Genomic DNA, 25,310 nt, shown 5'->3' on the forward strand with positions numbered 1-25,310 from the left:
GGCGGGTGTGCCGGGACTACTTCGTGGACTTCAGGCCGAGGTTGACGAAGTCGTAGTAACCGCTGTACGCGTTCGTCGTGTACACGTTGCCCAGACGCGAGGAGCGGATGTTGAGCAGCCGCTCGAAGGTGAAGGGCAGGTAGTACGCGCCCTCCATCACCTTGTGGTTGATCTCCGTGGAGATCTGCGTCTTCTTCGCCTCGTCCAGCGTGGTGGTGTACTGGTCGAAGAGCCCGTCGATCGTCTTGTCCTTGATCAGGGCGTAGTTGTTGTTACCGCTCTGCAGGATGTACTTGCTGTCCCACAGCGGGATGCCGTAGCCCTGGACGGTCGGGAAGTCCGGACCCCAGCCCATGATGATGATGCCGAGCTTCTTCTTCGCGACGTTCGAGGGGGAGCCGATGATGCCCGGGCTCTGCGAGCCGTCGTACTGGTAGATGTCGGCGTTGATGCCGACCTTCTTCAGCGCGGCCTGCAGGGACTCGGCGGTGGCGACTTCCTGCGCCTTGTTGTTGCGGACGGCGATGGTCGTCGAGAAGCCGTTCGGCTGACCGCAGGCCTTGAGCTCCTGCTTGGCCAGGTTGACGTTGCCGTTCTTGTTGGCCCCGGCGATCTGGTACGGGTCGTACTTCTGGCCCTCGCCACCGGCGACCGACGGCGGGAGCATGTTGGTGCCGATGTCACCACCGGCGATCGGGCCACCGCGGGCGGTCTGCAGCGACACGTGGTCGGCGGCGTAGATCACGGCCTTGCGGCAGTGGAGGTTGTCGAACGGCTTGACGCTCTGCGGGAAGACCGCGTAGCGGATGAAGCCGGAGACCGGGTTGTCCAGGTTGCCCTTGTGCTGCTTCAGGGCGATCTGGCGGCCCTGCGGGCCCAGGCCGGTCTGCGAGGCGTCGATGTCGTAGTCGCCGTCGATCAGGCGCTGGTCCGAGTCGGCCTGGTTGGTGGAGATGTCCAGGGTGATCTTGTCCGGGTACGCCTTGCGGACCGGGTCCGAGGACGCCTTCCAGTCGGTGTTGCGGACCAGGACCAGGTTCTTGCCCGGGCTGTACGACTGGAACTTGTACGGGCCCGAGGAGAACGGGTGCAGGCCGTACTTGGACTTGGTGTCCTTGTCCTGGCGGACCGGCGAGGCCGAGGTCATCGCCAGCACCTGGAGGAAGTCCGAGTTGGCCGTCGGCAGGTGGAAGACGATCGTCTTCGCGTCCGGCGTGTCGATCGCCTTCAGGCCCAGGTGGTCCTTCGAGGTGTCCTTGTACGGACCCTTGTAGGTGTTGTTCGGGTCCAGCATCTGCTGGAGGTAGACCGGACCGCCGGACAGCACGTCCTGCGCCCAGGAGCGCTCGATGCCGTACTTGATGTCCTGGGAGGTGATGGCCTTGCCGTCCTCCCACGTGATCCCGTCACGCAGCGTGAAGGTGTAGGTCTTGCCGTCGGGCGAGACCTTGCCCATGTCGGTGGCGAGGTCCGGGGTGAGCTTCGCGCCCTCGGCACCCGGCGCCGTCTTGTAGGTGAGCAGCTGACGGCTGTAGTAGCGGGAGAAGTCCCACATGAAGCCGTAGTAGCCGCGCGTGGTGTCCCACGAGTCGGCGTCCTGCGTGCTCACGAACTTCAGGGTGCCGCCCTTCTTGACCTGGTCGGCCTGGGCAACCTTGTTGTTCGCCGCGTCGAAGCCGGCCGCGCCGTCCTTCGAGCTGCCGTTGCCTCCGCCGCACGCCGCCGTGGTCAGCAGCCCGGCGACCACTGCGGCAGCGGCAAGGGCCTGCTTGCGCCGCCCTGAGGTGCGTTGGGTAGTCACGATCTCGGATCCTCCGGAATTGATGAGAGACCCCGTGGCTGAGCTCACGGGACGCTTGGGGTACGGCACTTCAGCGGGAGCCCTTCGGATCGAGCGCGTCCCGCACGCCATCGCCGAAGAGGTTGAAGGCAAGAACCGTGATGAAGATCGCCACGCCCGGGATCACCATGTACATGGGGTCCGAGTCGTAGTAGTCGATCGCGCTCGACAGCATCTGCCCCCAGGAGGAGGTGGGCGGCTTGACGCCCACGCCCAGGAAGCTGAGCGCCGCCTCGGTGAGGATGTTCGTGGGGATCATCATCGTCGTGTACACGATGATGGGCGCGACGAGGTTGGGCAGCAGCTCCTTGAAGAGGATGTAGAACTGCCCGGCGCCCAGCGAGCGGGCCGCCTCGACGTACTCGCGCTCACGCAGCGAAAGCGTCTGGCCGCGGACCACCCGGCCGATGTACGGCCAGCCGAAGAAGCCGATGACCAGGATCATCACGAACACCCGCACGCCCGTGCCGGTGAGTCCCAGCATCTGGTTGGGCATGACGGAGACCAGCGCGATGATGAACAGCAGCTGCGGGAAGGCGAGCAGACCGTCCATGACGCGGCTGATCAGGGAGTCCACCCAGCCGCCGAAGAAGCCCGCCAGGATGCCGAGGACGGTGCCCAGGATGACGGCGACCACCGCGGACAGGAAGCCGACGAGCAGCGAGATCTGGGCGCCGTAGAGGATGCGCGCGAAGATGTCGCGGCCGTTGACCGGCTCGACACCGAGCAGGTGGTCGCCGCTCATGCCGCCCAGGGAACCCTTGGGGGTGCTGAACAGCGGGTCGATCAGTCCCTGGTGGTAGACGTCCGGGTCCTGGCCGACCAGGCCCGTGATCACCGGTGCGAGCAGCGCGATCACGATGAGGAGGAGCACCACGATGCCGCCCGCCAGGGCGAGTTTGTCCCGCTTCAGGCGCTCCCAGGCGATCCGTCCCAGGGAGCGGCCCTGAACGGCCTTCGCGTCGGCGGCGGCGACCGCCGCTTCCTCGGCCGCACCGGGCGCCGCATCCGCGGCCGGCTCGTGCAATGGTGCCGTCATTAGGCTGGGACCCCTCTCAACCGGTGGTAACCGGCCCGCACTTGCCGCTGGTAGCGGCATCATTCAGTCCGTCGTACACACAGGGGCGAGCCCCTTGAAGGGGGAGTCTTCAATGCCCGCGCGACAAGTCGCCAGCCTTGGCAGCGAATGGATGCGTAACCGTGATGCAAGCAGGCGTTTCCTGTTATGCGGACAGTGAATCGCGGCGAGCGGACGGTGAGCGGCGGACGCCCTGGGTGAGTTGGCGGCCGTACGGCGAGGTCGGCGGCGGGGTCAGTAGCCGCCGGGCACCGGCGGGTAGCCGTAGCCGGGCGCCGGGGCCTGCGGCCGGGGCGGTGGCTGGAGCTGCGGCTGGGGCTGGGGGTGCGCCGGGGGTACGGCGGCGTGGGCGTCGCGGTCGTAGAACGGGCGGGCGTTGGCCCGCATCCAGATCACGACCGGGTCGTAGTCGTCGGTCATCGCGACCGTCGACACCGGCAGCCCCTCGGGGACCGCGCCGACGGACTGCTGCATCATCGCGCGCACCGAGTCGACGGCGGCCGGGGAGGTGTCGTACACGTCCAGGCCGATCACGAGGTACGGCGCCCCGAGTGCGGGCTGCACCCAGGCGCGGCGCAGGGAGCGCAGGGCGGGGGTGCGGTGGGCGTTCTGCGCGAGCAGGGCGTAGAACTGCGGGACCTCGATGCCCGGCTCGTCCAGCCGGAGGGGACCGGCGGGCTGGCGGTCCAGGCCCGTGGCGATGCGGCGCAGATCGAGCCAGGGGACGCCGACGCCGCCGCCCGGGGCGTGCGGGTTGACCCAGAGGCCGTAGTGGTCGGGGTAGAGGGTGCGGGCCACGTCGAGCCCGTCCACGACCTCGTACGAGCGGTTCCAGCCGCTGGCCGACAGTTCCTGGGCGGAGGTGACACAGGGGGCGTAGTGGAAGCCGTCGACCTCCATCGTCCCGTACTGGGCGTCCGGGGAGCCGGCCTGGCCGTGCCACAGCAGCATCCAGATCTGGCCGGAGGAGGGGGTGGCGAGGGCACGCAGCAGGGCCTCGTAGGCGTCGTAGCGTCCGGGCGTGACCTGGCGCAGCGTGTGTTCGACGCTGCCGCTGTGGATCGCGCTCACCTTGTCGTGCCCTTCTCTGTTCCGTGCCCGTGTGTGGAGACAGCTTATGCGCCTACCAGGGTGGCGCTTCGGGTTCGTTCGCGAGTGCGGGTGCATGGCGGCTGGTCGCGCCCACGCGGCGGAGCCGCATATCGGCACAGCCCCGCGCCCCTTTCGGGCGCTTTCAGTGGCCGTAGTGGTAGAAGGGGCGGACATTTGTCCGCAGCCATTCCGCCACCGGGTCGTCCGTCACGTCCAGGAGGACCAGGCTGACCGGCCAGGCGACCGGGACCCTGCCCAGGGCGCGACCCAGGGCGTCCATCGGGAGGGTGCGCAGGTCGCCCTCCCACTGGGAGAGTTCCACGCCGACGAACATCACCGGGTCGTCCGTCTCGATGGCGGCCAGGCAGCGGCGGGCGGTGCGGACCACGCCGGTCTCGGCGAACTCGGCGGACGCGGCGGCGAGGAAGTCGACCGGGTCGTCCTGCCAGTCGGGCTCGAAGAGGCGGACCCGGCCGCCGGTGCCCGGACCGTCGAGGGGGGTGCGGCCGGTGCGGCACAGCTCGGCCACGGCGGCCGGCGGGAGCGGGATGCCGACCAGCGCGTCCGGGTTCACCGCGAGGCCGACCTGCGCGGGCAGGCCGCGGGCGAACTCGACGGCCGGGGCGATGGTGTACCCCATGTGGGAGCCGACCGCCTGGCGCAGCTGCTCCTCCGAGCTGAAGACGGGCACGTAGGCCTGGCCGTCGATCTCCAGCGTGGGCAGGTCCAGCGGACCGCTGCCCGGCCCGCCGCCGTTGGGCAGCGGGATCCACAGGAAGCTGCGGCCGAGGACCTCGACGATCCGGCCGGCCGCGGTGGGGACGCCGAGGGAGGCCGCGAGCACCTCCTCCAGTTCGTTGCCGGGCCAACCGCCGTGCGGGTGGGGGTGCGCCTGTGCCGGGAAGTCCGCGGGAATGTCCGCCGGGAAGTCCATCTGCCTACCGCCTGCTGGGAACCACTGCTGTGACCATGAAGGCTAGCGGGTTGCCGTGACAGTGCCCTCACCGTGGGCACACGATCGTCTTCCCTCCGGCCCGCTCGCCCGGCCACGCTCATCCGGTGAACACGATCCGGCCCAGGGCGTCCGCCGCGGGGCGGTCCAGCAGGGTCGCCGAGCCGACGCCCGCCGGCAGCGCGCCCCGCTCGACGGCGTCGAGCAGCCGGGCCGTCGTACGGCGGTGGCGGGTGAAGGCGTAGCGGGAGACGCCCCGGCTGCGCTCACGCTGGCCCTCTCGGGCCGTGCCGGGAGCGACGTCGAGCAGGAGCAGGTGCAGGGTGCCGCCGCGGCGGCGGGCCTCGCGGGCGAGCCAGCCGCGCACCCAGCTCTGGGTGCCGCAGTCGTGCACGACGACGCCCTCGCCGGTGCGCAGGGCGCGGCGCAGGGCCGCGTAGTGGGCGAGGCGGACCAGGGGGCGGTAGAGCGGGTAGGGAAGGAGGCCGGGCACGCGGGCGGCCCAGCGGTCGCGGGTGTCCTGGGAGTCGATGCGGTGGCCGGGGACCGCGCGGCGCATCAGCGTGGACTTGCCGCTGCCGGGCAGTCCCGTGATCACCACCAGGTCGCCGCCGTGGAAGAGCAGGGCGCGCGGGCTGCGGCCGGCCCGGTCGCGCAGGTCCCGGACGACCGGGGCCGGGGCGCGGCGCTGCTTCGGCACCGCGACGCCGCTGGTGACGGTGGCGTACACCGGGGTCCTGTTCACCGTGTCGGTCCTCCCCTGTCGGTTCAGTGACAGCTCTGCCCGCGAAACGTAAAGGGAAGGTAATGGACCGAGGTCGGCGGTACGGTCCGCGTGCTGCCACAGGCCGGTTACAAAAGCCCGCTCGGCGTGCAATGATGTGGCCGCCAACTGCATACCGGCCGCTTGAATCCGCGCGGGAGAGTCCCCAGCAGCTGCGTTGGGGCGCCGAAGGAGCAAGTCCCTCCCTTGAATCTCTCAGGCCCCGTTACCGCGCGGGCGAGGCACATCTGAAAAGCGGGCCGCTGCGACAGTGGCTCCACCCAAGGTGCAAGCCGTGATCGTCCCCGTGGCGGTCCTGGCGAACCTCTCAGGTTCCGATGACAGATGGGGAGGAACGTTCCTCGCCCGTCCTGTGTGTCCTGGGAGACGACCGACCGATGAGCAGCACTGAACTCCGTCACACCGCGCTCGATGCCGTGCATCGCTCGCTCGGTGCGACGATGACCGACTTCGCCGGCTGGGACATGCCCCTGCGCTACGGCTCCGAGCGCGACGAGCACGTCGCGGTGCGGACCCGGGCCGGCCTGTTCGACCTCTCCCACATGGGCGAGATCACGGTGACCGGCACCGAGGCCGCCGACCTGCTGAACTTCGCGCTGGTCGGCAACATCGCCTCCGTCGGCGTCGGCCGCGCCCGCTACACCATGATCTGCCGGGCCGACGGCGGCATCCTGGACGATCTGATCGTCTACCGGCTCGCCGAGACCGAGTACATGGTCGTGGCCAACGCCTCCAACGCCCAGGTGGTGCTGGACGCCCTCGCCGAGCGCGCCGCCGGCTTCGACGCCGAGGTCCGCGACGACCGGGACGCCTACGCGCTGATCGCCGTCCAGGGCCCGGAGTCCCCCGGCATCCTGAAGTCCCTCACCGACGCCGACCTGGACGGCCTGAAGTACTACGCCGGCCTGCCCGGCACGGTCGCCGGTGTCCCCGCCCTGATCGCCCGCACCGGCTACACCGGCGAGGACGGCTTCGAGCTGTTCGTGAAGCCCGAGCACGCCGTGGAGCTGTGGCAGGCGCTGACCCGGGCCGGCGAGGGCGTCGGCCTGGTGCCGTGCGGCCTGTCCTGCCGCGACACCCTGCGCCTGGAGGCGGGCATGCCGCTGTACGGGCATGAGCTGAGCACCTCGCTCACCCCCTTCGACGCCGGTCTCGGCCGCGTGGTCAAGTTCGAGAAGGACGGCGACTTCGTCGGGCGCGAGGCGCTCACGCAGGCCGCCGAACGCGCCGCCTCCGAGCCTCCGCGGGTGCTCGTCGGGCTGGTCGCCGAGGGCCGCCGCGTCCCGCGCGCCGGGTACGCCGTCGTCGCCGGCGGCCGGGTGATCGGCGAGGTCACCTCCGGCGCCCCCTCCCCCACCCTGGGCAAGCCGATCGCCATGGCCTACGTCGACGCGGCTCACGCGGCGCCCGGCACCGAGGGCGTCGGCGTGGACGTCCGAGGCAGCCACGAGCCGTACGAGGTCGTGGCGCTGCCGTTCTACAAGCGCCAGAAGTAGAGACTGGGCGCAGAGCGTCCACCTGACGTGACCCTGCGCACATTCCCCCTGCCCGGCAGCAGATCCAGCTGTCCCCCTTCACCAGCACTCCCGCGCGTACAGGAGAATTCAGGCCATGAGCAACCCCCAGCAGCTGCGCTACAGCAAGGAGCACGAGTGGCTGTCGCCCGCCGAGGACGGCGTCGCGACGGTCGGTATCACCGAGTTCGCGGCCAACGCGCTCGGCGATGTGGTCTACGCCCAGCTCCCCGAGGTCGGCGACACCGTGACCGCGGGTGACTCCTGCGGCGAGCTGGAGTCGACCAAGTCGGTCTCCGACCTGTACTCCCCGGTCACCGGTGAGGTCGTCGCGGCCAACCAGGACGTCGTCGACGACCCGTCGCTGGTGAACTCGGCCCCCTTCGAGGGCGGCTGGCTCTTCAAGGTCCGCGTCTCGGCCGAGCCGGCGGACCTGATGAGCGCCGACGAGTACACCGCCTTCATCGCCGGCTGAGGAGTCGTAGCCGTATGACTGTCCTGAACACGTCCCTGCACGAGCTGGACCCGGAGATCGCCGCCGCGGTCGACGCGGAGCTCGTCCGCCAGCAGTCCACGCTGGAGATGATCGCCTCCGAGAACTTCGCGCCGCTCGCGGTGATGGAGGCCCAGGGCTCGGTCCTCACCAACAAGTACGCCGAGGGCTACCCGGGCCGCCGCTACTACGGCGGCTGCGAGCACGTCGACGTCGCCGAGCAGATCGCCATCGACCGGATCAAGGAGCTGTTCGGCGCCGAGTACGCCAACGTCCAGCCCCACTCCGGCGCCTCCGCCAACCAGGCGGCCCTGTTCGCCCTCGCCCAGCCCGGGGACACCATCCTCGGCCTGGACCTTGCGCACGGCGGCCATCTGACCCACGGCATGCGCCTGAACTTCTCCGGCAAGCAGTTCAACGTGGTCGCCTACCACGTGGACGAGGCGACCGGCCTGGTCGACATGGCCGAGCTGGAGCGGCTCGCCAAGGAGCACCGCCCGAAGGTGATCATCGCCGGCTGGTCGGCGTACCCGCGCCAGCTGGACTTCGCCGAGTTCCGCCGGATCGCCGACGAGGTCGAGGCGTACCTGTGGGTCGACATGGCGCACTTCGCCGGTCTGGTCGCGGCCGGGCTGCACCCGAACCCGGTCGAGCACGCGGACGTGGTCACCTCGACCACCCACAAGACGCTCGGCGGCCCGCGCGGCGGCATCATCCTCGCCAAGCAGGCCTTCGCGAAGAAGCTGAACTCCTCGGTCTTCCCGGGCTTCCAGGGCGGCCCCCTGGAGCACGTGATCGCGGCCAAGGCGGTCTCCTTCAAGGTCGCCGCCTCGGCGGAGTTCAAGGAGCGCCAGCGCCGTACCGTGGAGGGTGCCCGCGTCCTCGCCGAGCGCCTGACCGCGGCGGACGCCCGCGAGGCGGGTGTGAACGTGCTCTCCGGCGGTACGGACGTGCACCTGATCCTCGTCGACCTGCGCGCGTCCGAGCTGGACGGCCAGCAGGCCGAGGACCGGCTCCACGAGGTCGGCATCACGGTCAACCGCAACGCCGTCCCGAACGACCCGCGCCCCCCGATGGTCACCTCGGGCCTGCGGATCGGCACCCCGGCCCTCGCGACCCGCGGTTTCACGGCCGAGGACTTCGCCGAGGTCGCCGACGTGATCGCGGAGGCGCTCAAGCCGTCCTACGACGCGCAGGCCCTGAAGGCACGCGTGAAGGCGCTCGCCGACAAGCACCCGCTGTACCCGGGTCTGAACAAGTAAGACGCCTTTTGCGGCGCACCGCGCACACTGGAGTACGTACCGACGTACCGGCGTGTGCGGTGCCCGCGCCCCTGTACCACCGTTTTCGCTTCACCCCGTCTTGAGGAGTCGTCCGTGGCCATCTCGGTCTTCGACCTGTTCTCGATCGGCATCGGCCCGTCCAGCTCCCACACGGTCGGCCCGATGCGCGCGGCGCGCATGTTCGCCCGCCGGCTGCGCAACGAGGACCTGCTGTCCTCGGTCGCGGCCCTGCGCTGCGAGCTGTACGGCTCGCTCGGCGCGACCGGCCACGGCCACGGCACCCCGAAGGCGGTGCTGCTCGGCCTGGAGGGCGCCTCGCCGCGCACGGTGGACGTGGAGTCGGCCGACGACCGGGTGACGGCGATCAGGGCGGCGGGCCGGCTGAACCTGCTCGGCGAGCACGAGATCGCGTTCTCCTTCGACGACGACCTGGTCCTGCACCGCCGCAAGGCCCTGCCGTACCACGCCAACGGCATGACCATGTGGGCCTACGACGCCGAGGGCACGGAGCTCCTGTCGAAGACCTACTACTCGGTCGGCGGCGGCTTCGTCGTGGACGAGGACGCGGTCGGCGCGGACCGGATCGTGCTGGACGACACGGTCCTGAAGTACCCCTTCCGCACCGGCGACGAGCTGCTGCGCCTGACGCGGGAGACGGGCCTGTCGATCTCCTCGCTGATGCTGGAGAACGAGCGCGCCTGGCGCACCGAGGACGAGATCCGCGCGGGTCTGCTGGAGATATGGCGTGTGATGCGGGAGTGCGTCCAGCGCGGCATGTCCCGCGAGGGCATCCTGCCCGGCGGCCTCAAGGTCCGCCGCCGCGCGGCCGTCTCCGCCCGCCAGCTGCGCGCCGAGGGCGACCCGTTGGCGCACGCGATGGAGTGGATCACGCTCTACGCGATGGCCGTGAACGAGGAGAACGCGGCCGGGGGCCGGGTCGTGACCGCCCCGACCAACGGCGCGGCGGGCATCATCCCGGCCGTCCTGCACTACTACATGGACTTCGTGCCCGGTGCCGACGAGGACGGCGTGGTCCGCTTCCTGCTCGCCGCCGGCGCGATCGGCATGCTCTTCAAGGAGAACGCCTCCATCTCCGGCGCCGAGGTCGGCTGCCAGGGCGAGGTCGGCTCCGCCTGCTCCATGGCCGCGGGCGCGCTGGCGGAGGTGCTCGGCGGCAGCCCGGAACAGGTCGAGAACGCGGCCGAGATCGGCATGGAGCACAACCTCGGCCTGACCTGCGACCCGGTCGGCGGCCTGGTCCAGATCCCGTGCATCGAGCGCAACGGCATGGCCGCGGTGAAGGCGGTCACGGCCGCGAAGATGGCGATGCGCGGCGACGGCTCCCACAAGGTGTCCCTGGACAAGGTCATCAAGACCATGAAGGACACCGGCGCGGACATGTCCGTGAAGTACAAGGAGACGGCCCGGGGCGGACTTGCGGTGAACATCATCGAGTGCTGAGGTGAACCGCGTGACGGGCGGGGCGGCAGCGGGTGGAGTGACGGGCGGCGCGGATACGGGTGCGGGTGCCGGTGGGCACGGACGCGGAGCGCTGGGTCACCCGGGTCGGCTGCCGCCGGGTCCTGTTCGTCGTGCACAACGTGACGTCGGCGACGCGGCTGCTGGACGCCCTCCCGCTGTTCTCCGGCGACCTGCGCGTGCAGATGTTCGCCACCTGCACGGGTTCGTCCCCGTTCCTGGCCGGGGCACCCGAGCTGCTGGCGCGGGCGGGGCTGCCGGTCCTGCCCTGGGAGCAGGCCAAGGAGACGCCGTTCGACCTGGCCGTGTCGGCCAGCTACGGCGGTGAACTGGCCGCTGTGCAGGGCAAGTTGGCGGTGTTGTCACACGGCGTGGGGTACAACAAGAGGCTCGCAACACCGGACAACACCGGTCTTCGGGCTGTCTCCCGACTGGCTCCTCACCGACGGACTCCCCCTCGCCGACGCCACCGTCCTCTCCCACCCGGGACAACTGGACCGGCTGCACTCGGCCTGCCCCGAGGCGGCGCCCACGGCGGTCCTCGCCGGTGACCCCTGCTACGACCGCATCCTCGCCGCACTGCCCCAACGCGCCCACTACCGCCGGGCGTTGGGCGTCGGACCCGGTCAGCGGCTGATCGTCGTCAGCTCCACCTGGGCCGCCCGCTCCCTCTTCGGCGGAGCCGCCGAGCCTGCGGCGGACGATCTGCTGCCCTGGCTGCTGTCCCGCCTCTCGGCGGAGCTGCCGGCCGACGAGTACCGGACCGTCGCGGTCCTGCATCCGAACATCTGGTACGGCCACGGGCCCGGCCAGGTCCGCGCCTGGCTGGACAACGCGCGCCGGGCCGGCCTCGACACGATCGACCCCCTCGACGGCTGGCACCAGGCCCTGATCGCCGCCGACTGCGTCCTCGGCGACCACTCCAGCGTCACCTACTACGCCGCGTCCCTCGGCCTCCCCGTCCCCCTCGGCGCGTTCCCCCAGCAGGACCTCGATCCACTCTCCCCGGTCGCCGCCCTCGGCCGTACGGCTCCGCGCCTGGTGCGCCGAGGCAGCCTGCGCGCCCAGATCGAGGACACCGTCACCGCACATGATCCCGCCCGGTACAAGGAGCTCGCGGAGCAGACCAGTTCGGCACCGGGAGAGTCGGCCGCCCTGCTGCGGCGCCTGTTCTACGGCCTCATGGACCTGCCCGAGCCCGAGGGGCACCCGGCGCTGCTCGACCCGCTGCCGCTGCCGCCGTACCTGCCCGCCCGTCGTACCGCCCCGGTCCGCGTGCTCGCGGGTGGGATCGGCACGGATCCGCCGGAGGTCGGCGTCGTCCGGTACTCCGTCGTCGGCGGCGGGCCCGACCCGTCGGAAGCCCCGGACCTGCGCTGCGACTCAGCGCACACGGTGGTCGACGAGGAGACCCGGGAGACCGGCCGGCTGCGCGTCGCCGACATCGTCGTACGGTACGCGGCCGAGGACGACCCGCGCCTCGGGCCGCCGGCCGCCTGGACGGCGGAGGCGCTCGGCCGTTACCCGTACTGCGGACTGGTCGCCTACGTCGACGGACCGGACCGCTGCGTTGTCCGCACCCGCGCGGGCGACCTCGTACGGCTGACCGCCGCCGCGGGCCCCGACGGCCGGGCCGACCTGTGCGATCCCGCCGCCTACGCCTCCGCGCTCCACGCCTGGCTCACCAGCGCCCGGGACCTGGCCGGGGCCGTACCCGCGATCACCGTCCGCACGGGCGGGACGGCACACCGCGTCGCGGTGCGGCCCCTCGGCCGTGGAACACCGTGAGCCTCGGCCTCCGCCACCGCGCCGTCCGCCGAACGCACACTCAGGCCGTCAGTTCCGCCAGGCGGGTGCGGACGCGGGTCAGACCGAGGCGGTCCTCGTTGGTCTCGTAGTGTGCGGCGGCGGTGCGCAGGTCCGCAGAACGGCGACGACGGGCGCGCCGGGCGGCCGTTCCTCCTCGTCCAGCAGGCCCGTCAGCCAGGCGAGCACCTCCGCGCGGTCGGTGAACACCGCGGTCGTCGGCGGCAGCATCTGCGGTCGCGAGGCAGCGTGCGCGACGGCGGGCACGGTGCGCGGCGAGAGCCACGCGGCCTCGCGGACCCAGTCCGTCACCTCATGGGCGAACTCCGGTGACCTGCGGGCGAGTTCGAGCAGCTGCCGGGCGGCCGCCGTCTGCTGGGACTCGGTCTCGGGGAGGGTGGGCTGCGGCGAACCACCCGCCGTCGGACCCGGGTTGCCGCCGGACCGGCCCCTGCTCAGCAGGTCGTAGAGCCGCTCGGAGAGCCGTCTGCCCGCTTCCCCGCTCGCCCCGGAGACGGCGCCCGAGACGACCGTACTGACAGCCGAGAGTGCCATGCCCATCAACGGTTCCACTCCGGGCCTCCCAACTCGCCGTTGCCGTCATCGTATCGACGCGCGGGCGGGGCGGCGGGGGGGGGCGACAGGCGGGGACGAGCGTGCGGCCGGGAACGTCGGGCGGGCCGAGACCTTCCCCGCCGTGCTAGGCGCGGCGAACGGCGACCCGCGGGCGGGCAAGTGGACCTCCGACACCTCGATCCGGCCCTGGTTCGTCCTCTTCGACGGTGACGCGGCGACGTACGTCAACAACGGCTACGACACGTCTTTCTACTCCGCGAACCACTACACCCTGATCACGACGGACGCCTAAAACGTGTCCCCGGCGATCTCCTCCACCGCCCCCACCGACGCCGAAGTCGCGGCCCACCTGGCGCGTCGGCCGGGGACCACGCGAGCATCATCACCTCGGACTGGTCGGCGAAGTCGGCGTCGGTCCTCAGTTCGGTCGCCGCCCGGAGCTGACTTCCGCCGCGCGGGGCGGATCGAGCGTGCCATCGTGGGGCATCACTCAACCAGCAACTCCAACTCCTTTCCCCCATCGGCACTTCGAGGAGTCCCCCACATGCTCCACGGCATCGATGTCAGCGCGTTCCAGTCCTCCTCGTACGACACGAGCGGCCTCTCCTTCGCCTTCATCAAGGCGACGGAGGGCCGCACGTACACCAACCCCCACGCCGCCGCCCAGACGAAGACCGCCCGGGACGCCGGCCTGGTCGTGGGCTTCTACCACTTCCTGTGGCCGGGCAACCTCACCGCCCAGGCCGAACACTTCGTGACCGCCGCCCCCTCCAAGGTCGGCGACATCCTCGCCGTCGACTGGGAGACCACGGGCGACGGCACCCACGCGAGCAACGCGGAGAAGGACACCTTCCTCAAGAAGGTGAAGTCCCTGCGCCCGAACCACCGGGTCGTGCTCTACTGCAACCGCGATTTTTGGCTGAACATCGACAGCACGTCCTACGCGGCTGACGGGTTGTGGATCGCCGACTACGTCACCGCCGGCCACCCTCGCGTCCAGGCCCACTGGCGCTTCCACCAGTACACCAGCGACCCGCACGACAAGGACGTGGCCGACTTCGCGAGCACGGCGGCACTGAAGAGCTGGGCCCAGGGCTGAGCGACGTCAGCCGCGGAAGCCCGCCGGGCGCTCCGGGGAGGCCTCGCCGAGGGCCTTGGTGACGGCGTCGGTGCCGGCCTGGAGGCCGTAGACCGGGGTGTCCGGCTGCTGGCGCCAGGAGTCGTCGATGCCGCCCGCGTCCACCGTGTCGAAGCCGAGTTCGTCGATCAGGGCGCGGACCTTGGCCTTGGCGGCCGCGTCGTCACCGGCGACCGGGAGGGCCATGCGGTCGGCGGCACCGGCCGGGCGGGGCCGGTCCAGGAGGTCCTGGGCGTAGGTGCCGTTGAAGGCCTTGATCACCGGGTGGCCGAGGTGCTGCTCGGTCCAGCGGCTCTCGGTCAGGCCGTCGTCCTCGATCGCGGCGATACGGCCGTCGCGCTGCTGCGGGTAGTAGTTGCCGGTGTCGATCACCGCCACGTCCTGCGCCGCGCCCGCCAGCACGCCGGAGGGGAGCTTCGGGATCGCCTTCAGCGGGATCGTGACGACCACCACCTCGGCGCCCCGGGCCGCCTCCTCGACCCGGACCGCGGTCGCGCCCGTCTCCTCGGCCAGTTCCTTCAGGGTCTCGGGGCCGCGGGAGTTGGCCACGGAGACGTCGTGGCCGAGGGCGGTGAGCCTGCGGGTGAGGTTGCCGCCGATGTTTCCCGCGCCGATGATGCCGATCTTCATGACAGGCCTTCCGGGGTCGACTCTTTTACATGCATGCGCATGCTTCGGATGTCCTCGACAACTTCTCCGGTCCCGGCACTATTCCGGGACTCCGCCGTTCGCGTGAACCGCCTCAGACACGTACGACGATCTTGCCCGTGTGGCGGTTCGACTCCATCAGGCGGTGCGCGTCCCCGATGCGGTCCAGGCCGTCGTACACCTCGGCGATCACCGGGCGCAGGGTGCCGTCGGCGAGGCCGGAGCCGACGTAGCGGGCGGCGCGGTGGCGGCCCTCCGCTGTGCCGGTGAGCGCGAAGTTGGCGTAGCCGTGGACCGTGACGGGCCAGTTCCCGGGCAGTTCGACGGGGCCGTCGGCGAGCCAGCCGTAGCTGACCATGGTGGCGTCGGGAGCGGCCGCCGCGCCCAGTTCCCGGAAGTACGAGCCGCCGATCGCGTCCAGGACGATCTCGGCGCCCCGGTCGCCGGTCAGCCGCCGGGTCTCCTTGATCACGTCCTCGGTGTCGGTGACGATCACCCGCTCGGCGCCCAGATCGAGCAGCGCCTGCCGTTTGTCCTCGGTGCGCGTGGTCGCGATCGGGACGGCGCCGGCCCGCCGGGCCACCTGGATCGCGGCGGTGCCGACCCCGCTGGACGCCCCGGTGATCAGCACGTGGTCGCCGGCCGCGAGCCCGGCCCGCTCGACCAGGGCTCCGTACGCCGTCGTGCAGGTGAGCCAGACGGCGGCCGCGGTGACCGCGTCGGCGCCCGCCGGGCGCGGCACGAGCGAGGTCTCGGGGAGGAGCGCGAGGTCGGCGTATACGCCCTGGGTACTGAGGTGGTGGTTCCCCGCCGTGAGCACCGGGTCGCCGGGGGCGAACGCGGTCACGCCCGCGCCGACGGCCACCACCTCTCCGGCGGCCTCGTAGCCGTTGCGGGAGCCCGGCAGGGTGGGCTGGTAGTAGTAGGTGCCGGCGCGCAGCAACGCCTCGGCCCGGTTCAGCCCGAGCGCCTCGACGCGCAGCAGCACCTCGCCCGGACCGGGGTCCGGCAGCTCGGTCTCCTCGACCGTGAACACCTCGGGTCCGCCGATTTCATGAAAGAGCACGGTACGTGCGGTAGTTGTCATGCCGTCGACGTTAGGCGCGACGGGCGAGACGCTCCATGTCCTCCTGTCTCGCTTTCCTGTCCGATCGTCTCTCTCGCCCTAACTCGCCGACTACAGTGGGGACATGGACGTGCTCAGCGACGTCGTCGCGGCCATGCGTACCGGGCAGCCGCATTCCTCGCGCCGGTACAAGTACGCGCCCTGGGGCGCGCGGTTCGCCGCCTCGGGTGAGGCCGGGTTCCATGTGGTGCTGCGCGGCTCGGCGTGGCTGGTCCCCGAGGGCGGGGAGCCGCTCGCACTGGGGCCCGGCGACGTCGTCTTCCTCGCGCACGGGCAGGCGCACAGCCTGGCCGGCGCGCTCGACGTCCCGCTGCGCGAGATACGGCAGCGGCCCGACGGCACCTGGGGCGGCTGGCCGCAGGAGACGCGGGAGGGACGCCCGGACGCGGTCACGCTGTGCGGCTTCTACCGGCTCGACCGCGAGCGCGCCCACCGGCTGCTGGCCGAGCTGCCTCAGACCGTGCATCTGCCCGCCACGGCCGGCGGGCACCGCTCGCTGCGGGCGGCGGTGGAGCTGCTCGGGATGGAGCTGGAGGAGCAGCGGCCGGGCACCGACGCGATCGTGACCTCGCTGCTGGACACGCTGCTGCTGTACATCCTGCGGGCCTGGTGGGAGAGCGAGCGCACGGCGGGGCGGGCGCGGGGCTGGGCGGGGGCGCTGGCCGATCCGGCGGTCGCGGCGGCGCTGCGCGCGATCCACGGCGATCCGGCGCGCGCCTGGACGGTGGCGGAGCTGGGCGCCGCCGGCGGGCTGTCCCGGGCGGCCTTCGCGCGCCGGTTCACGGCGCTGGTGGGCGAGCCGCCGCTGACGTACCTGACCTGGTGGCGGATGACGACGGCGGGCCGACTGCTGCGCCACGACGACCTGTCCCTGCGCCAGATCGCCGAACGCACCGGCTACACCTCGGAGTTCGCCTTTGCCAAGGCGTTCAAGCGGGAGTACGGCACGGCTCCGGGCCACTACCGGAAGAACGCCCTCTGACCCCGCCCGCGCCACCGGCCTCGCACCACATGACGAAGGGGGTGCCCCGGCCGCCGGAGGATTTCCGTGCGGACCGGGGCACCCCCTCGGGCGCGTCACTTGTTCAGGTAGGCCCAGAACTCGTCGAACGACAGGACATGGTCGCCGTCCAGATCGCGCTGGTCGATGATGGCCTGGGCCACCGTCTCGGTGACGTTCCAGTCGCCCTCCTGGGCCAGCGCGTGCTTGAACTCGGCGGCGGTGATGACTCCGTCACCGTTCGCGTCGATCCGCTCGAACTGCTTGCGTGCTTCCTCGATGTCCGCCACCGATCCGCCCCTTTTATTCGTGTTTCTCGTGCCGTGCAGGCGTACTGACGCTGGTCAGATTAACGGCTCTCTGACACCGGTCCGGTCAGCGGGCCGCGCGAGCACGCAGCGCGGTGACCACCCAGGCGAAGTCCTCGGCGTGCGGCGGGGCGGGCTGCCGGTTCACGACGGAGATCAGTTCGCGGTACCGGGCGACGCGGTCGCCGAACCCCGCTGTCATACGTTCCAGTACGGCTTCCCGGTCGGCGCCCCCGAACAACTCCGTCAGGACCTCGTCGGCCTCGGGCGCGGTGGGCTCGACGCCCCGCTCGCGCGCCGGGGCCACCAGCTCCACCAGCCGCTTGGCGAACCACATGGACCGTCCGCGCGGCTGCCGGTCCGCGGCGTTGAACTCCATCGCGCGCCGCATCTGGGCCCGGAACTCCGGGTCCTGGAGCATCTCGGCCAGTTCCACCCAGGCGTCGACCTCCTCCGGCGTGGGGTTCTCCGCGAGGTGGACGGCCGTCTGCCGGATCCGCTCCCGCACGTCCGGGTCCACCGTGTCGAGCCCGTGGAGCGTCTCGTCCACGAACTCCTGCATGATCTGCTGCCGCTGCGCCGCCGACAGTCGTGCCAGCTTGTTCATCAGGGTCATCTCCTTGGCCGTCGAGCCTCGTCGGGCGACCGTCGACAGCACGGCCCGGGTCACCTTCAGCGCCCTGATCTGCGCGTCCAGCGCCGCCACATGGGTGGCCGCGACCTCGGCCACCGTGCGCTCCCCGGCCAGCACCCTGCGCACGTCCGCGAGGCCCAGCCCCAGCTCGCGCAGGGTGCGGATGAGTTCGAGGCGGGCGACGCCCTCGCTGTCGTACAGCCGGTAGCCGCCCGAGGAGCGGGTCACCGGGGTGAGCACGCCCTCGTCGGACCAGTAGCGGATGGTGCGCACGGTCAGCCCGGTCGCCCGCGCCAGCTCGCCGATGGTGAGAAGTCCGGTGCCGTCGTCGGTCATGTCTGGGAGTCTGGGCCTTCCAGCGGGTGGAGACTCAAGGAGCGGGCGCGGGTGACCTTGCGGGACATTCTGGATGCGGCGGCGCGCGGTGTCTTCCCGCCGGCGGACGGCCGTACGACGGTCGTGCCGCAGCCGTCGCCCCGGGACGCCGGCGTGCTGGCGTGCACGGCCCACGCGGTCGTCTTCACGGACGAGGATCCGGCCTGGGTGCACGGCACGCTGGGCGCCCTGGGCCTCGATCCTTTGTCGGCGGCGACGAGCCCGCGCTTCCTGACCGCCCTCATGGACCGCACGGGCCGTACGTGCGAGGTCGTGGACGCGCTGCTGGTGGCCGGTCCGCTGCCCGGAAGGCCGTCGCTCGCGCTGACGGAGGCCGAGGCCCCCGACCACTCCCGGGTCGACTACGCGCGCAACCGGCGGGACGGGGTGCGCGCCTGGTCGGCGCGGGGCGGGGTGCTGGTGCTCGGGCGCGGGGTGGCCGGGCGGCTGGAGGTGTCGGTCGAGGTGGACGAGGACGTACGGCAGAGGGGCCTGGGGCGGCAGCTGGTGACGGCCGCCCGCCACCTCGGCACCGAACCACTATGGGCGCAGATCGCACCAGAGAACGCCCGAAGCGCACGGGCGTTCCAGGCGGGCGCGGAAGCGCTGCTGCTGCGCTGAGCGTCCGCTCCGGGCGCCGGCGTCATCGGAAGACGCCCGTGTGGCCGAGCGAGTAGCGGCCGGGCTGGGGGTAGACCGCGAGGCCGTGCGGGCCGCTGCCGACCTTGATACGGGCCAGCTGCTTGCCGCTCCGCGTGTCGATGGCGTACACCTCGGAGTTGTAGCGGCCGGACAGCCACAGCACCTTGCCGTCGGCCGAGACACCGCCCATGTCGGGACTGCCGCCCTGGGGCAGCCGCCACTTCGCGGTGAGCTTGTCCTGGGCGAAGTCGAAGACGGAGATGGTGCCCTCGCCCCGGTTGGAGATGTACATCTCGCGGGAGTCGCGGCTGATGTAGAGGCCGTGGCAGCCCTTGCCGGTGTAGAGGAAGCGCGGCTCGTCGAACGTGTCGCCGTCCAGGATCCACAGGCCGTTGGCCACCATGTCGGCGATGTAGAACAGCTTGCCGTCCGGGGAGATCTTGACGTCCTGCGGCATCGAGCCGCGCTGGGGCAGCTTCCGCTGGTCGACGACCTCCATCCGCGCGGTGTCGACCTTCATGATCTCGCCGCTGAACTCGCAGGAGACGATGAAGTAGCGGCCGTCCGGGGAGAAGTCGGCGTGGTTGACGCCGTAGCACTTGACCGGCAGCTTCTTGACGACCTTCATGGTGTGCGCGTCACGGAAGACCAGCGCGCGGTCCATGGAGGCCATGACGACGGCGTACTTGCCGTCGGGCGTGAAGTAAAGGTTGTACGGGTCGTGCACCGAGACCGGCTTGCCCGCCTTGCCGGTCTTCGGGTCGATCGGCGTGAGGCTGTTGCCGAGGTCGTTGTTGACCCAGAGGGTCTTCAGGTCCCAGGACGGCACGACGTGCTGGGGCTGGCGGCCGACCGGGATCGTGTCGATGACCTTGTACGTCGCGGGGTCGATGACGGTGACGGTGTTGGAGTTGGTGTTGGGGACGTACACCCGGGACGGGAAGTCCTTGACGACCGGGGAGAGCTGGTTCGGGCGGTCGGCGGCGTAGAGGTCGTCCGGGTTGTCGACCGCGGGCATCCCGGGGAGCACGTCCAACCGCTTCTGGTCCACCTGCGGCCGGGCGGGCGCCTTGCTCCCGAGAGCGTTGTTCTCGGCGTTTCCCCCCTTCGAAGAGTCTGAACTGCACGCGGACAGCAGGGACAGGGCGGTCAGGGCGGCACCGGCGGCCAGCAGCCGGGCGGCTTTCGTGATGCGCATCAGCTCAGCAGCTCCGTGGTGGTGACCGCGCGCAGTCCGCGGCGGTCGAGTTCGTGGAGGACGTCGGGCAGGGCGGTGACGGTGTCCGGGTACCCGAAGTGCATGCTCACCACCGACCCCTTCGTCACGTCGGCGAGAACCTTGCGGGTGACGGCGGCGGCGCCGGGGCGGGTGTAGTCGAGCGAGTCGACGTCGTACGACAGCACGTGCGGGTACCCGGCCTCGCGGGCGAGCCGGACGACCAGCGCCGACGCGGTGGGCGAGCGGGAGGGGCGGAACCAGGTGCCGATGGATCCGGTGAGCCGCTTCAGCCGGTCCGCGCAGTCGGTGATCTCCTTGCGGGCGTCCGCCTCGGCCATCTCGTTGACGGAGATGTGCCGTTGGGTGTGGTTGCCGAGGTCGTGGCCGCCGTCGAGGATCCGGCGGGCGACGTCGGGGTGCTGGTCCAGCCAGGTGCCGACGGCGAGCACGGTGAGGCGGGCGCCGTGCTGTTCCGCCGTGTCCAGCAGGGAGTGGGCGATGCCCGGATCGCCCTGGCCGTGGAAGGTGAGGGCGACCTGGGGACGGGTGCGCGGGCCGTGGGCGATCTGGGCGGGCAGGCCGGGATAGGCGCGGGGGGCGGGGGCGGCCTGGGCGCCGGCCGAGGGACGGCCCGTGGCGTGGGCGGCGGACGGGGAGGCGGTGGGGGACCCGGGGTCCGGGGTGGTGGTCGGGGCGGTCCTGCCGGCACCGCAACCGGCGGCGAGCGCACCGCCGGTGACGAGTCCGGCGCCCGCACGCAGCACCCCGCGTCGGTTGGTCGTGGTCACCCGCACCATTTAAGGGCGGGGAGGTAAGAAAAGCGCCGATTAGCCCGATTGGGGGATGTTTTCGGGTCGCGGTTGCCTCGGCGCAAGACGTTGGCTACCGGTCGGACACCCGCATCTCGAACCAGGTGGTCTTGCCGCGCGGCAGCAGGTCCACGCCCCACCGGTCGGAGAGCTTGTCCACGAGGAACAGGCCGCGGCCGCTGACGTCCAGGTCCTGAACCGGCATCAGACAGGGCAGCCCGCGCGAGGGGTCACGGACCTCGACCCGGATCCAGCCGGGGCGGCGGCGCATCCGCAGGCCGAAGACCCGGGCGCCGGTGTGCCGTACGGCGTTGCCGACGAGTTCGGACACGAGTAAGACGGCGTCCTCGGTGATCTTGGGGGTCAGCCGCCAGGTCCGCAGGACGACGACCTGGGTGAGCCGGCGGGCGGTGGCCGCGGATTCCGGGCGGGACGACAGCGGGACCTCCGCCTCCGTCGGGTTGCCGAACAGTTCGAGCGCCTTGAGCGCCTGTTCGTCCTCGACCCCGGGCGACCAGCGTGCCGCGGCAGCACGACCGTGTCCCCGCGGCTGTTCGATGCCCTCCAGCCCCGCCATGCCCCCATGATGGCCGTCCCGAGGCGCCTTGGGGGCCGTTCCGAAGGAATACGCCCCCTGCGCGCCCCCAGTCCCACCTTCGCGCTTGGCATATGCCGACGACACGTCGACGTCCGGTGCGACTCGGTTGACCTGCGCGGACGGCTCACTTCCGGGCAATCGACAGGCTCCCCCGACGACACAGGCTTAAGGTTGCCTTAAGCCTCCCATAAACCGCCCCATCGGGGGACCCGGATGAGACGGGGCGTCAATTGCAAGGGGCACAGCGGGAGTTGCGGCCGAAGTTACCCGGAAGTTCACGCGTTGACGCTCAGCGGAACTTGGCCTTGCCCGGGCCCTCCTCCACGAAGCTGCGCATGCCGGCCTCGCGGTCCTCGGTGGCGAACAGGCCCGCGAACCAGTTCCGTTCGACGGCGAGCCCGGTGTCGATGTCGGTCTCCAGGCCGGTGTCGATCGACTCCTTCGCCGCACGCAGCGCGATCGCCGGACCCTGGGCGAGCCTCGCGGCCCACGCATGCGCCTGCTCGTACACCTCGGCGGCCGGTACGACCCGGTCGACCAGGCCGATCTCCAGCGCCTCGGCGGCCTTGACCTGGCGGCCCGTGAAGACGAGGTCCTTGGCCTTGGACGGGCCGACCAGCCGGGGCAGGCGCTGGGTGCCGCCGGCACCCGGGATCAGACCGAGCAGGATCTCGGGCTGGCCGAGCTTGGCGTTGTCGGCGGCGATGCGGAAGTCCGCGCACAGGGCCAGTTCGCAGCCGCCGCCGAGGGCGTAGCCGGTGACGGCCGCGACGACGGGCTTGGGGATGCGGGCCACGGCCGTGAAGGCGTCCTGGAGGCCGCGGGAGCGCAGGATCATCGCGGCGTGATCCATGTTCTGCATCTCCTTGATGTCCGCGCCCGCCGCGAACACCCGCTCGCCGCCGTAGATCACCACGGCGCGTACGTCGTCGCGGCGCGTGACCTCCTCGGCGAGTTCCTTCAGCCGGTCCTGGGTGGCGATGTCCAGCGCGTTCATCGGCGGACGGTCGAGGCGCAGCGTGCCGACGCCTTCGGCGACTTCGAGATTCACGGTCATGCAGGCAGGTTAACGGGGACTAACGGCTACCGAGCCGGTGCGCTCGATCACACTCGGCCGGGGGTCTGGGGGTTGTCCCCCAGGCAGGCACAGCACGGGGACTAACGGCGACGGGCCCGGTGCCGTAGGTCACAGCACCGGGCCCGTCCGTCAGCGCTGACTCACTTCGTCCAGTCCGCCCACGACATGTTCCAGCCGTTCAGGCCGTTGGACGGGTCCACCGTGCGTTCGTTCGCGTGCTGGACGATCACCACGTCGCCGATGAGCGAGTGGTTGAAGAACCAGGCCGCCGGGGTGGAGCTGTCGTAGCCGCCCTGCACGTCGCGCAGGCCGATGCAGCCGTGGCTGGCGTTGTAGTTGCCGAAGGCGTCGCCGCCCCAGTAGTTGCCGTGCGCGAAGGTGCCGGAGCTGGTCAGGCGCATGGCGTGCGGGACGTCCTTGATGTCGTACTGCTTGCCGTAGCCCACCGTCTCGCTGTCCATGCGGGTCTCGGTGAGCTTCTCGCTGATGACCATCTGGCCGTTCCAGGTGTCGTAGCCGGCCTTGCCGGTGGTGACCGGGAGGGTCCTGACGACCTTTCCGTCCTGGGTGATCTTCATCGTGTGCTTCTCGGCGTCCACGACGGAGACCTGGTTGCGGCCGATCGTGAACGTCAAGGTCCTGTGCTGCTTGCCGTAGACGCCGGAGCGGCCCTCGACGCCGTCGAGGTTCAGGTCGACGGTGACCTTCGTGCCTTCCTTCCAGTACTTCTCGGGGCGGAAGTCGAGGCGGTCGTTGCCGAACCAGTGGCCCTCGACGTCGACGGCGGGCTGCGTCGTGATCTTGATGGACTTCTCGACGGCCTGCGGATTCGTGATGCCGCGGGTGAAGTTGACGGAGAACGGCATGCCCACGCCGACGGTGGAGCCGTCCTCGGGGGTGAAGGTGCCGAGGAAGGTGTTCTTCGGGGTGAGGGTGGTGAAGGTGGAGTCCTCGGCGCTCTCGCGGCCCTCGGAGTCCTTCGCGACCGCGTGCACCGTGTACGTGGTCGCCGCGGCCAGGTGGGTCGACGGCGTCCAGGACGCGCCCCCGGCGCCGATGCTGCCGTCGACCTTCGCGCCCTTGGCGTCCTTGACGGTCACCTCGGTCAGCTTGCCCCGGGCGACGTCGACCTTCAGCGCGCCGCTGGTGTCGACGCCGGTGGCGCCCGACTTCGGCGCGATGGTGACGGCCGCCGCCGACTGCTGCTTGCCCTGCTGGGTACTGGAGTCCTTGCCGTCGGACCCCGCCCCCTTGCCGCCGCCCCCGCCGCACGCGGCGAGCGACAGCACCAGGGCGCCGGATATCAGCGCCCATCCCGCGTTCCTACGGCCTCGCCGCCTCGCCGCCGACGCCCCCGATATGGGCCGCACGTTCACGTCGTCTCCCCTCGCCGGACCTGGTCAGGCCCGCTCCCCACCACACTGGTGCGCGCATATTAACCGTCTGGTTTTGAGCTCGGTGTCAGGCAAATGTCACCGTTCCGTCGCAACTTCCGCCCCCACCCCCGCCCGTACCGAAGAACCCTCCCCCGGTTACTTCACCGCGCTGCCCGCGTTCCACTCCTGCCAGGTCATGTTCCAGCCGCCGAGGCCGTTGTCCGGAGCCACCGTCCGGTCCCGGCTGCCCACGACCTCCACGACGTCACCGACGAGGCTGCGGTCGAAGAACCAGCCCGCGGGCGTGGCCGAACTGCCGCCCTTGACATCCATGAGCCCCACGCATCCGTGGCTGACGTTGACGTGCCCGGGGGCGTCCGGCGACCAGTAGTTGCCGTGCAGATAGGTGCCGGAGGCGGTGAGCTTCATGGCGTGCGGGACGTCGGGGATGTCGTACTCGCCGCCGAAGCCGACCGTGCGGCTGTTCATGCGGGTGACGTCCTGCATGTCCATCACCACCATCTTGCCGTTGTACGTCGGGTTGCGCGGGCCGCCCGCCGTGATCGGCACCGTGGCGAGGAGCTGCCCGTCGCGCCGCACCTCCATGGTGTGCTTCGCCGCGTCCACCAGGGAGACCTGGCTGCGCCCGACGGTGAAGGCGAAGGTCTTGTCCTGCAACCCGTAGACGCCGGGCGCCCCCTGGACGTCGCGCAGGCCCAGACGGACGGTGACCTCGGTGCCGGGTTTCCAGTACCGCTCGGGACGGAAGTCGAGACGGCCGCCCCCGAACCAGTGCGGGCGGATCTCGACCGGCGGCCGCGCGCTGACCCGGACGGCGCGTTCGACGGCGGCCCGGTCGGCGATCTCCCGGCTGAAGGCGAGCGAAACGATCATGCCGGTGCCGACGACGGCACGGTTCTCGGGGGTGACGTAGGCGATGAACCTCTCGTCGGGGACGAGGGTGGTGAAGGTGGTGTGCCGGGCCGAGCGGCGGCCGTCCGCGTCGCGCGCCACCGCGTCGACGGTGTACCGGGCGGCGAGCGCGAGCCGGTCGTCGTCGGGCCGCCAGCTCCGTCCGTCGGCGCTGACGTGCCCGGGGACCGGGGAGTCCTGCGCGTCCTGCTCCTTGACGACGGTCACCTTCTCCAGCCGCCCGTCCGGCACCCGGATCCGCAGCCGCTCGCCGGGGCGGACGCCCGTGCCCCCGTCGTCGGGGCTGACGCGGATGACGTCCCGTGGTGCCCGGGGCTTGTCGTACGCCCCGAGCGGACCGGAACCCCCGGAACAGCCCGCCAGCAGTGCCGCCCCTGTCAGTACCGCGGCCAGCGCGGCCCCCGCGCGCCGTGCGCGTCCTTGTACGTGCCTCACGCGGGGCTCAACGACCGGGCCCGCTCGGGGGAAACGTGAGTGCGACGCACGCACTGGGCAGAAGAGAGGGAAGGACGACGCGTCGGGGAGCCTC

The 25,310-nt window shown here is 71.2% G+C and carries 26 protein-coding genes and 1 riboswitch; of the genes, 10 read left to right on the forward strand and 16 right to left on the reverse strand.

What is annotated here, in order from left to right; all coding sequences use genetic code 11:
- Positions 1–16: 16 nt before the first annotated feature.
- The 5 genes from BIV25_RS04320 to BIV25_RS04340 all read right to left on the reverse strand — a co-directional run bounded on the left by BIV25_RS04320 (position 17) and on the right by BIV25_RS04340 (position 5,707).
- On the reverse strand, positions 17–1,801 hold the full coding sequence (locus BIV25_RS04320) for an ABC transporter substrate-binding protein (RefSeq protein WP_071370767.1): 1,785 nt from the start codon (positions 1,799–1,801) through the stop codon (positions 17–19).
- Positions 1,802–1,871: 70 nt separating this feature from the next.
- Entirely contained in the window at positions 1,872–2,879 is a 1,008-nt protein-coding gene (locus BIV25_RS04325) for an ABC transporter permease (protein WP_071370768.1), read from the reverse strand.
- Positions 2,880–3,152: 273 nt separating this feature from the next.
- Positions 3,153–3,989 carry an enhanced serine sensitivity protein SseB C-terminal domain-containing protein gene (locus BIV25_RS04330; protein WP_071370769.1) on the reverse strand — a complete coding sequence of 279 codons (837 nt, stop codon included), beginning with the start codon at positions 3,987–3,989 and terminating at the stop codon, positions 3,153–3,155.
- 163 nt (positions 3,990–4,152) lie between these two features.
- The gene (locus BIV25_RS04335; RefSeq protein WP_071370770.1) at positions 4,153–4,944 is read right to left on the reverse strand and encodes an enhanced serine sensitivity protein SseB; all 792 of its coding nucleotides are present in this window, start codon (positions 4,942–4,944) and stop codon (positions 4,153–4,155) included.
- A gap of 118 nt (positions 4,945–5,062) precedes the next feature.
- Positions 5,063–5,707: an AAA family ATPase gene (locus tag BIV25_RS04340; RefSeq protein WP_071370771.1), complete on the reverse strand. Its 645-nt coding sequence runs from the start codon at positions 5,705–5,707 to the stop codon at positions 5,063–5,065.
- Between the two features lie 163 nt (positions 5,708–5,870).
- Positions 5,871–5,967: riboswitch (glycine riboswitch) on the forward strand.
- A gap of 156 nt (positions 5,968–6,123) precedes the next feature.
- Here BIV25_RS04340 and gcvT point away from each other — a divergent pair.
- The 6 genes from gcvT (at position 6,124) to BIV25_RS04365 (ending at position 12,303) form a co-directional block, all read left to right on the forward strand.
- Positions 6,124–7,242 (forward strand): glycine cleavage system aminomethyltransferase GcvT, encoded by a 1,119-nt coding sequence (gene gcvT / locus BIV25_RS04345; protein WP_071370772.1) that lies wholly within the window; start codon positions 6,124–6,126, stop codon positions 7,240–7,242.
- A gap of 115 nt (positions 7,243–7,357) precedes the next feature.
- A complete protein-coding gene (gene gcvH, locus BIV25_RS04350; protein ID WP_071370773.1) occupies positions 7,358–7,735 on the forward strand; it encodes a glycine cleavage system protein GcvH in 378 nt (125 codons plus the stop codon).
- Positions 7,736–7,749: 14 nt separating this feature from the next.
- Positions 7,750–9,015: a serine hydroxymethyltransferase gene (glyA, locus tag BIV25_RS04355; protein ID WP_071370774.1), complete on the forward strand. Its 1,266-nt coding sequence runs from the start codon at positions 7,750–7,752 to the stop codon at positions 9,013–9,015.
- A gap of 114 nt (positions 9,016–9,129) precedes the next feature.
- Positions 9,130–10,497 (forward strand): L-serine ammonia-lyase, encoded by a 1,368-nt coding sequence (locus tag BIV25_RS04360; protein ID WP_071370775.1) that lies wholly within the window; start codon positions 9,130–9,132, stop codon positions 10,495–10,497.
- Between the two features lie 71 nt (positions 10,498–10,568).
- Positions 10,569–11,066, forward strand: a complete 498-nt coding sequence (locus tag BIV25_RS54205) for a hypothetical protein (RefSeq protein ID WP_371272986.1) — start codon at positions 10,569–10,571, stop codon at positions 11,064–11,066.
- 58 nt (positions 11,067–11,124) lie between these two features.
- A complete protein-coding gene (locus BIV25_RS04365; RefSeq protein WP_371272987.1) occupies positions 11,125–12,303 on the forward strand; it encodes a hypothetical protein in 1,179 nt (392 codons plus the stop codon).
- A gap of 78 nt (positions 12,304–12,381) precedes the next feature.
- Here BIV25_RS04365 and BIV25_RS04370 read toward each other — a convergent pair whose 3' ends face one another.
- Positions 12,382–12,876 carry a hypothetical protein gene (locus BIV25_RS04370; protein WP_071370776.1) on the reverse strand — a complete coding sequence of 165 codons (495 nt, stop codon included), beginning with the start codon at positions 12,874–12,876 and terminating at the stop codon, positions 12,382–12,384.
- A 142-nt stretch (positions 12,877–13,018) separates the two neighbouring features.
- On the opposite strand from BIV25_RS04370, the gene BIV25_RS52360 reads away from it, so the two are divergent.
- Both BIV25_RS52360 and BIV25_RS04380 read left to right on the forward strand, forming a co-directional pair.
- On the forward strand, positions 13,019–13,189 hold the full coding sequence (locus BIV25_RS52360) for a hypothetical protein (RefSeq protein ID WP_256255571.1): 171 nt from the start codon (positions 13,019–13,021) through the stop codon (positions 13,187–13,189).
- A gap of 252 nt (positions 13,190–13,441) precedes the next feature.
- Positions 13,442–13,996, forward strand: coding sequence for a glycoside hydrolase family 25 protein (locus BIV25_RS04380; RefSeq protein WP_071370777.1), 555 nt, complete (start codon positions 13,442–13,444; stop codon positions 13,994–13,996).
- Between the two features lie 6 nt (positions 13,997–14,002).
- Here the strand turns inward: BIV25_RS04380 and BIV25_RS04385 are convergent, their stop codons facing one another.
- Both BIV25_RS04385 and BIV25_RS04390 read right to left on the reverse strand, forming a co-directional pair.
- Positions 14,003–14,665, reverse strand: coding sequence for an NADPH-dependent F420 reductase (locus BIV25_RS04385; RefSeq protein ID WP_071370778.1), 663 nt, complete (start codon positions 14,663–14,665; stop codon positions 14,003–14,005).
- Positions 14,666–14,777: 112 nt separating this feature from the next.
- On the reverse strand, positions 14,778–15,770 hold the full coding sequence (locus BIV25_RS04390) for a zinc-dependent alcohol dehydrogenase family protein (RefSeq protein WP_071370779.1): 993 nt from the start codon (positions 15,768–15,770) through the stop codon (positions 14,778–14,780).
- A 103-nt stretch (positions 15,771–15,873) separates the two neighbouring features.
- Between BIV25_RS04390 and BIV25_RS04395 the strand changes: the two genes are divergently transcribed.
- Complete coding sequence (locus BIV25_RS04395; protein ID WP_071370780.1) at positions 15,874–16,791, forward strand: AraC family transcriptional regulator; 918 nt, start codon at positions 15,874–15,876, stop codon at positions 16,789–16,791.
- 95 nt (positions 16,792–16,886) lie between these two features.
- Here the strand turns inward: BIV25_RS04395 and BIV25_RS04400 are convergent, their stop codons facing one another.
- Together BIV25_RS04400 and BIV25_RS04405 are read right to left on the reverse strand one after the other, a co-directional pair.
- Positions 16,887–17,099, reverse strand: a complete 213-nt coding sequence (locus BIV25_RS04400) for an EF-hand domain-containing protein (protein ID WP_071370781.1) — start codon at positions 17,097–17,099, stop codon at positions 16,887–16,889.
- Positions 17,100–17,184: 85 nt separating this feature from the next.
- Positions 17,185–18,087: a MerR family transcriptional regulator gene (locus BIV25_RS04405; RefSeq protein ID WP_071370782.1), complete on the reverse strand. Its 903-nt coding sequence runs from the start codon at positions 18,085–18,087 to the stop codon at positions 17,185–17,187.
- A gap of 51 nt (positions 18,088–18,138) precedes the next feature.
- On the opposite strand from BIV25_RS04405, the gene BIV25_RS04410 reads away from it, so the two are divergent.
- Positions 18,139–18,747 (forward strand): GNAT family N-acetyltransferase, encoded by a 609-nt coding sequence (locus tag BIV25_RS04410; RefSeq protein WP_071370783.1) that lies wholly within the window; start codon positions 18,139–18,141, stop codon positions 18,745–18,747.
- 22 nt (positions 18,748–18,769) lie between these two features.
- Here the strand turns inward: BIV25_RS04410 and BIV25_RS04415 are convergent, their stop codons facing one another.
- The 6 genes from BIV25_RS04415 to BIV25_RS04440 all read right to left on the reverse strand — a co-directional run bounded on the left by BIV25_RS04415 (position 18,770) and on the right by BIV25_RS04440 (position 25,216).
- The gene (locus tag BIV25_RS04415) at positions 18,770–19,966 is read right to left on the reverse strand and encodes a YncE family protein (RefSeq protein ID WP_071370784.1); all 1,197 of its coding nucleotides are present in this window, start codon (positions 19,964–19,966) and stop codon (positions 18,770–18,772) included.
- Complete coding sequence (locus BIV25_RS04420; RefSeq protein WP_071370785.1) at positions 19,966–20,784, reverse strand: polysaccharide deacetylase family protein; 819 nt, start codon at positions 20,782–20,784, stop codon at positions 19,966–19,968. Before BIV25_RS04420 ends, BIV25_RS04415 begins: the two co-directional genes overlap by 1 nt.
- Positions 20,785–20,869: 85 nt before the next feature.
- Complete coding sequence (locus BIV25_RS04425) at positions 20,870–21,478, reverse strand: ATP-binding protein (protein WP_371272988.1); 609 nt, start codon at positions 21,476–21,478, stop codon at positions 20,870–20,872.
- 205 nt (positions 21,479–21,683) lie between these two features.
- Positions 21,684–22,451 carry an enoyl-CoA hydratase/isomerase family protein gene (locus BIV25_RS04430; protein WP_071370787.1) on the reverse strand — a complete coding sequence of 256 codons (768 nt, stop codon included), beginning with the start codon at positions 22,449–22,451 and terminating at the stop codon, positions 21,684–21,686.
- A gap of 161 nt (positions 22,452–22,612) precedes the next feature.
- Positions 22,613–23,848: an Ig-like domain-containing protein gene (locus BIV25_RS04435; RefSeq protein WP_177235151.1), complete on the reverse strand. Its 1,236-nt coding sequence runs from the start codon at positions 23,846–23,848 to the stop codon at positions 22,613–22,615.
- Positions 23,849–24,004: 156 nt separating this feature from the next.
- Positions 24,005–25,216, reverse strand: a complete 1,212-nt coding sequence (locus BIV25_RS04440) for an Ig-like domain-containing protein (protein WP_079176421.1) — start codon at positions 25,214–25,216, stop codon at positions 24,005–24,007.
- Positions 25,217–25,310 lie beyond the last annotated feature (94 nt).

Source organism: Streptomyces sp. MUSC 14 (assembly GCF_001866675.1).
Classification (GTDB): domain Bacteria; phylum Actinomycetota; class Actinomycetes; order Streptomycetales; family Streptomycetaceae; genus Streptomyces.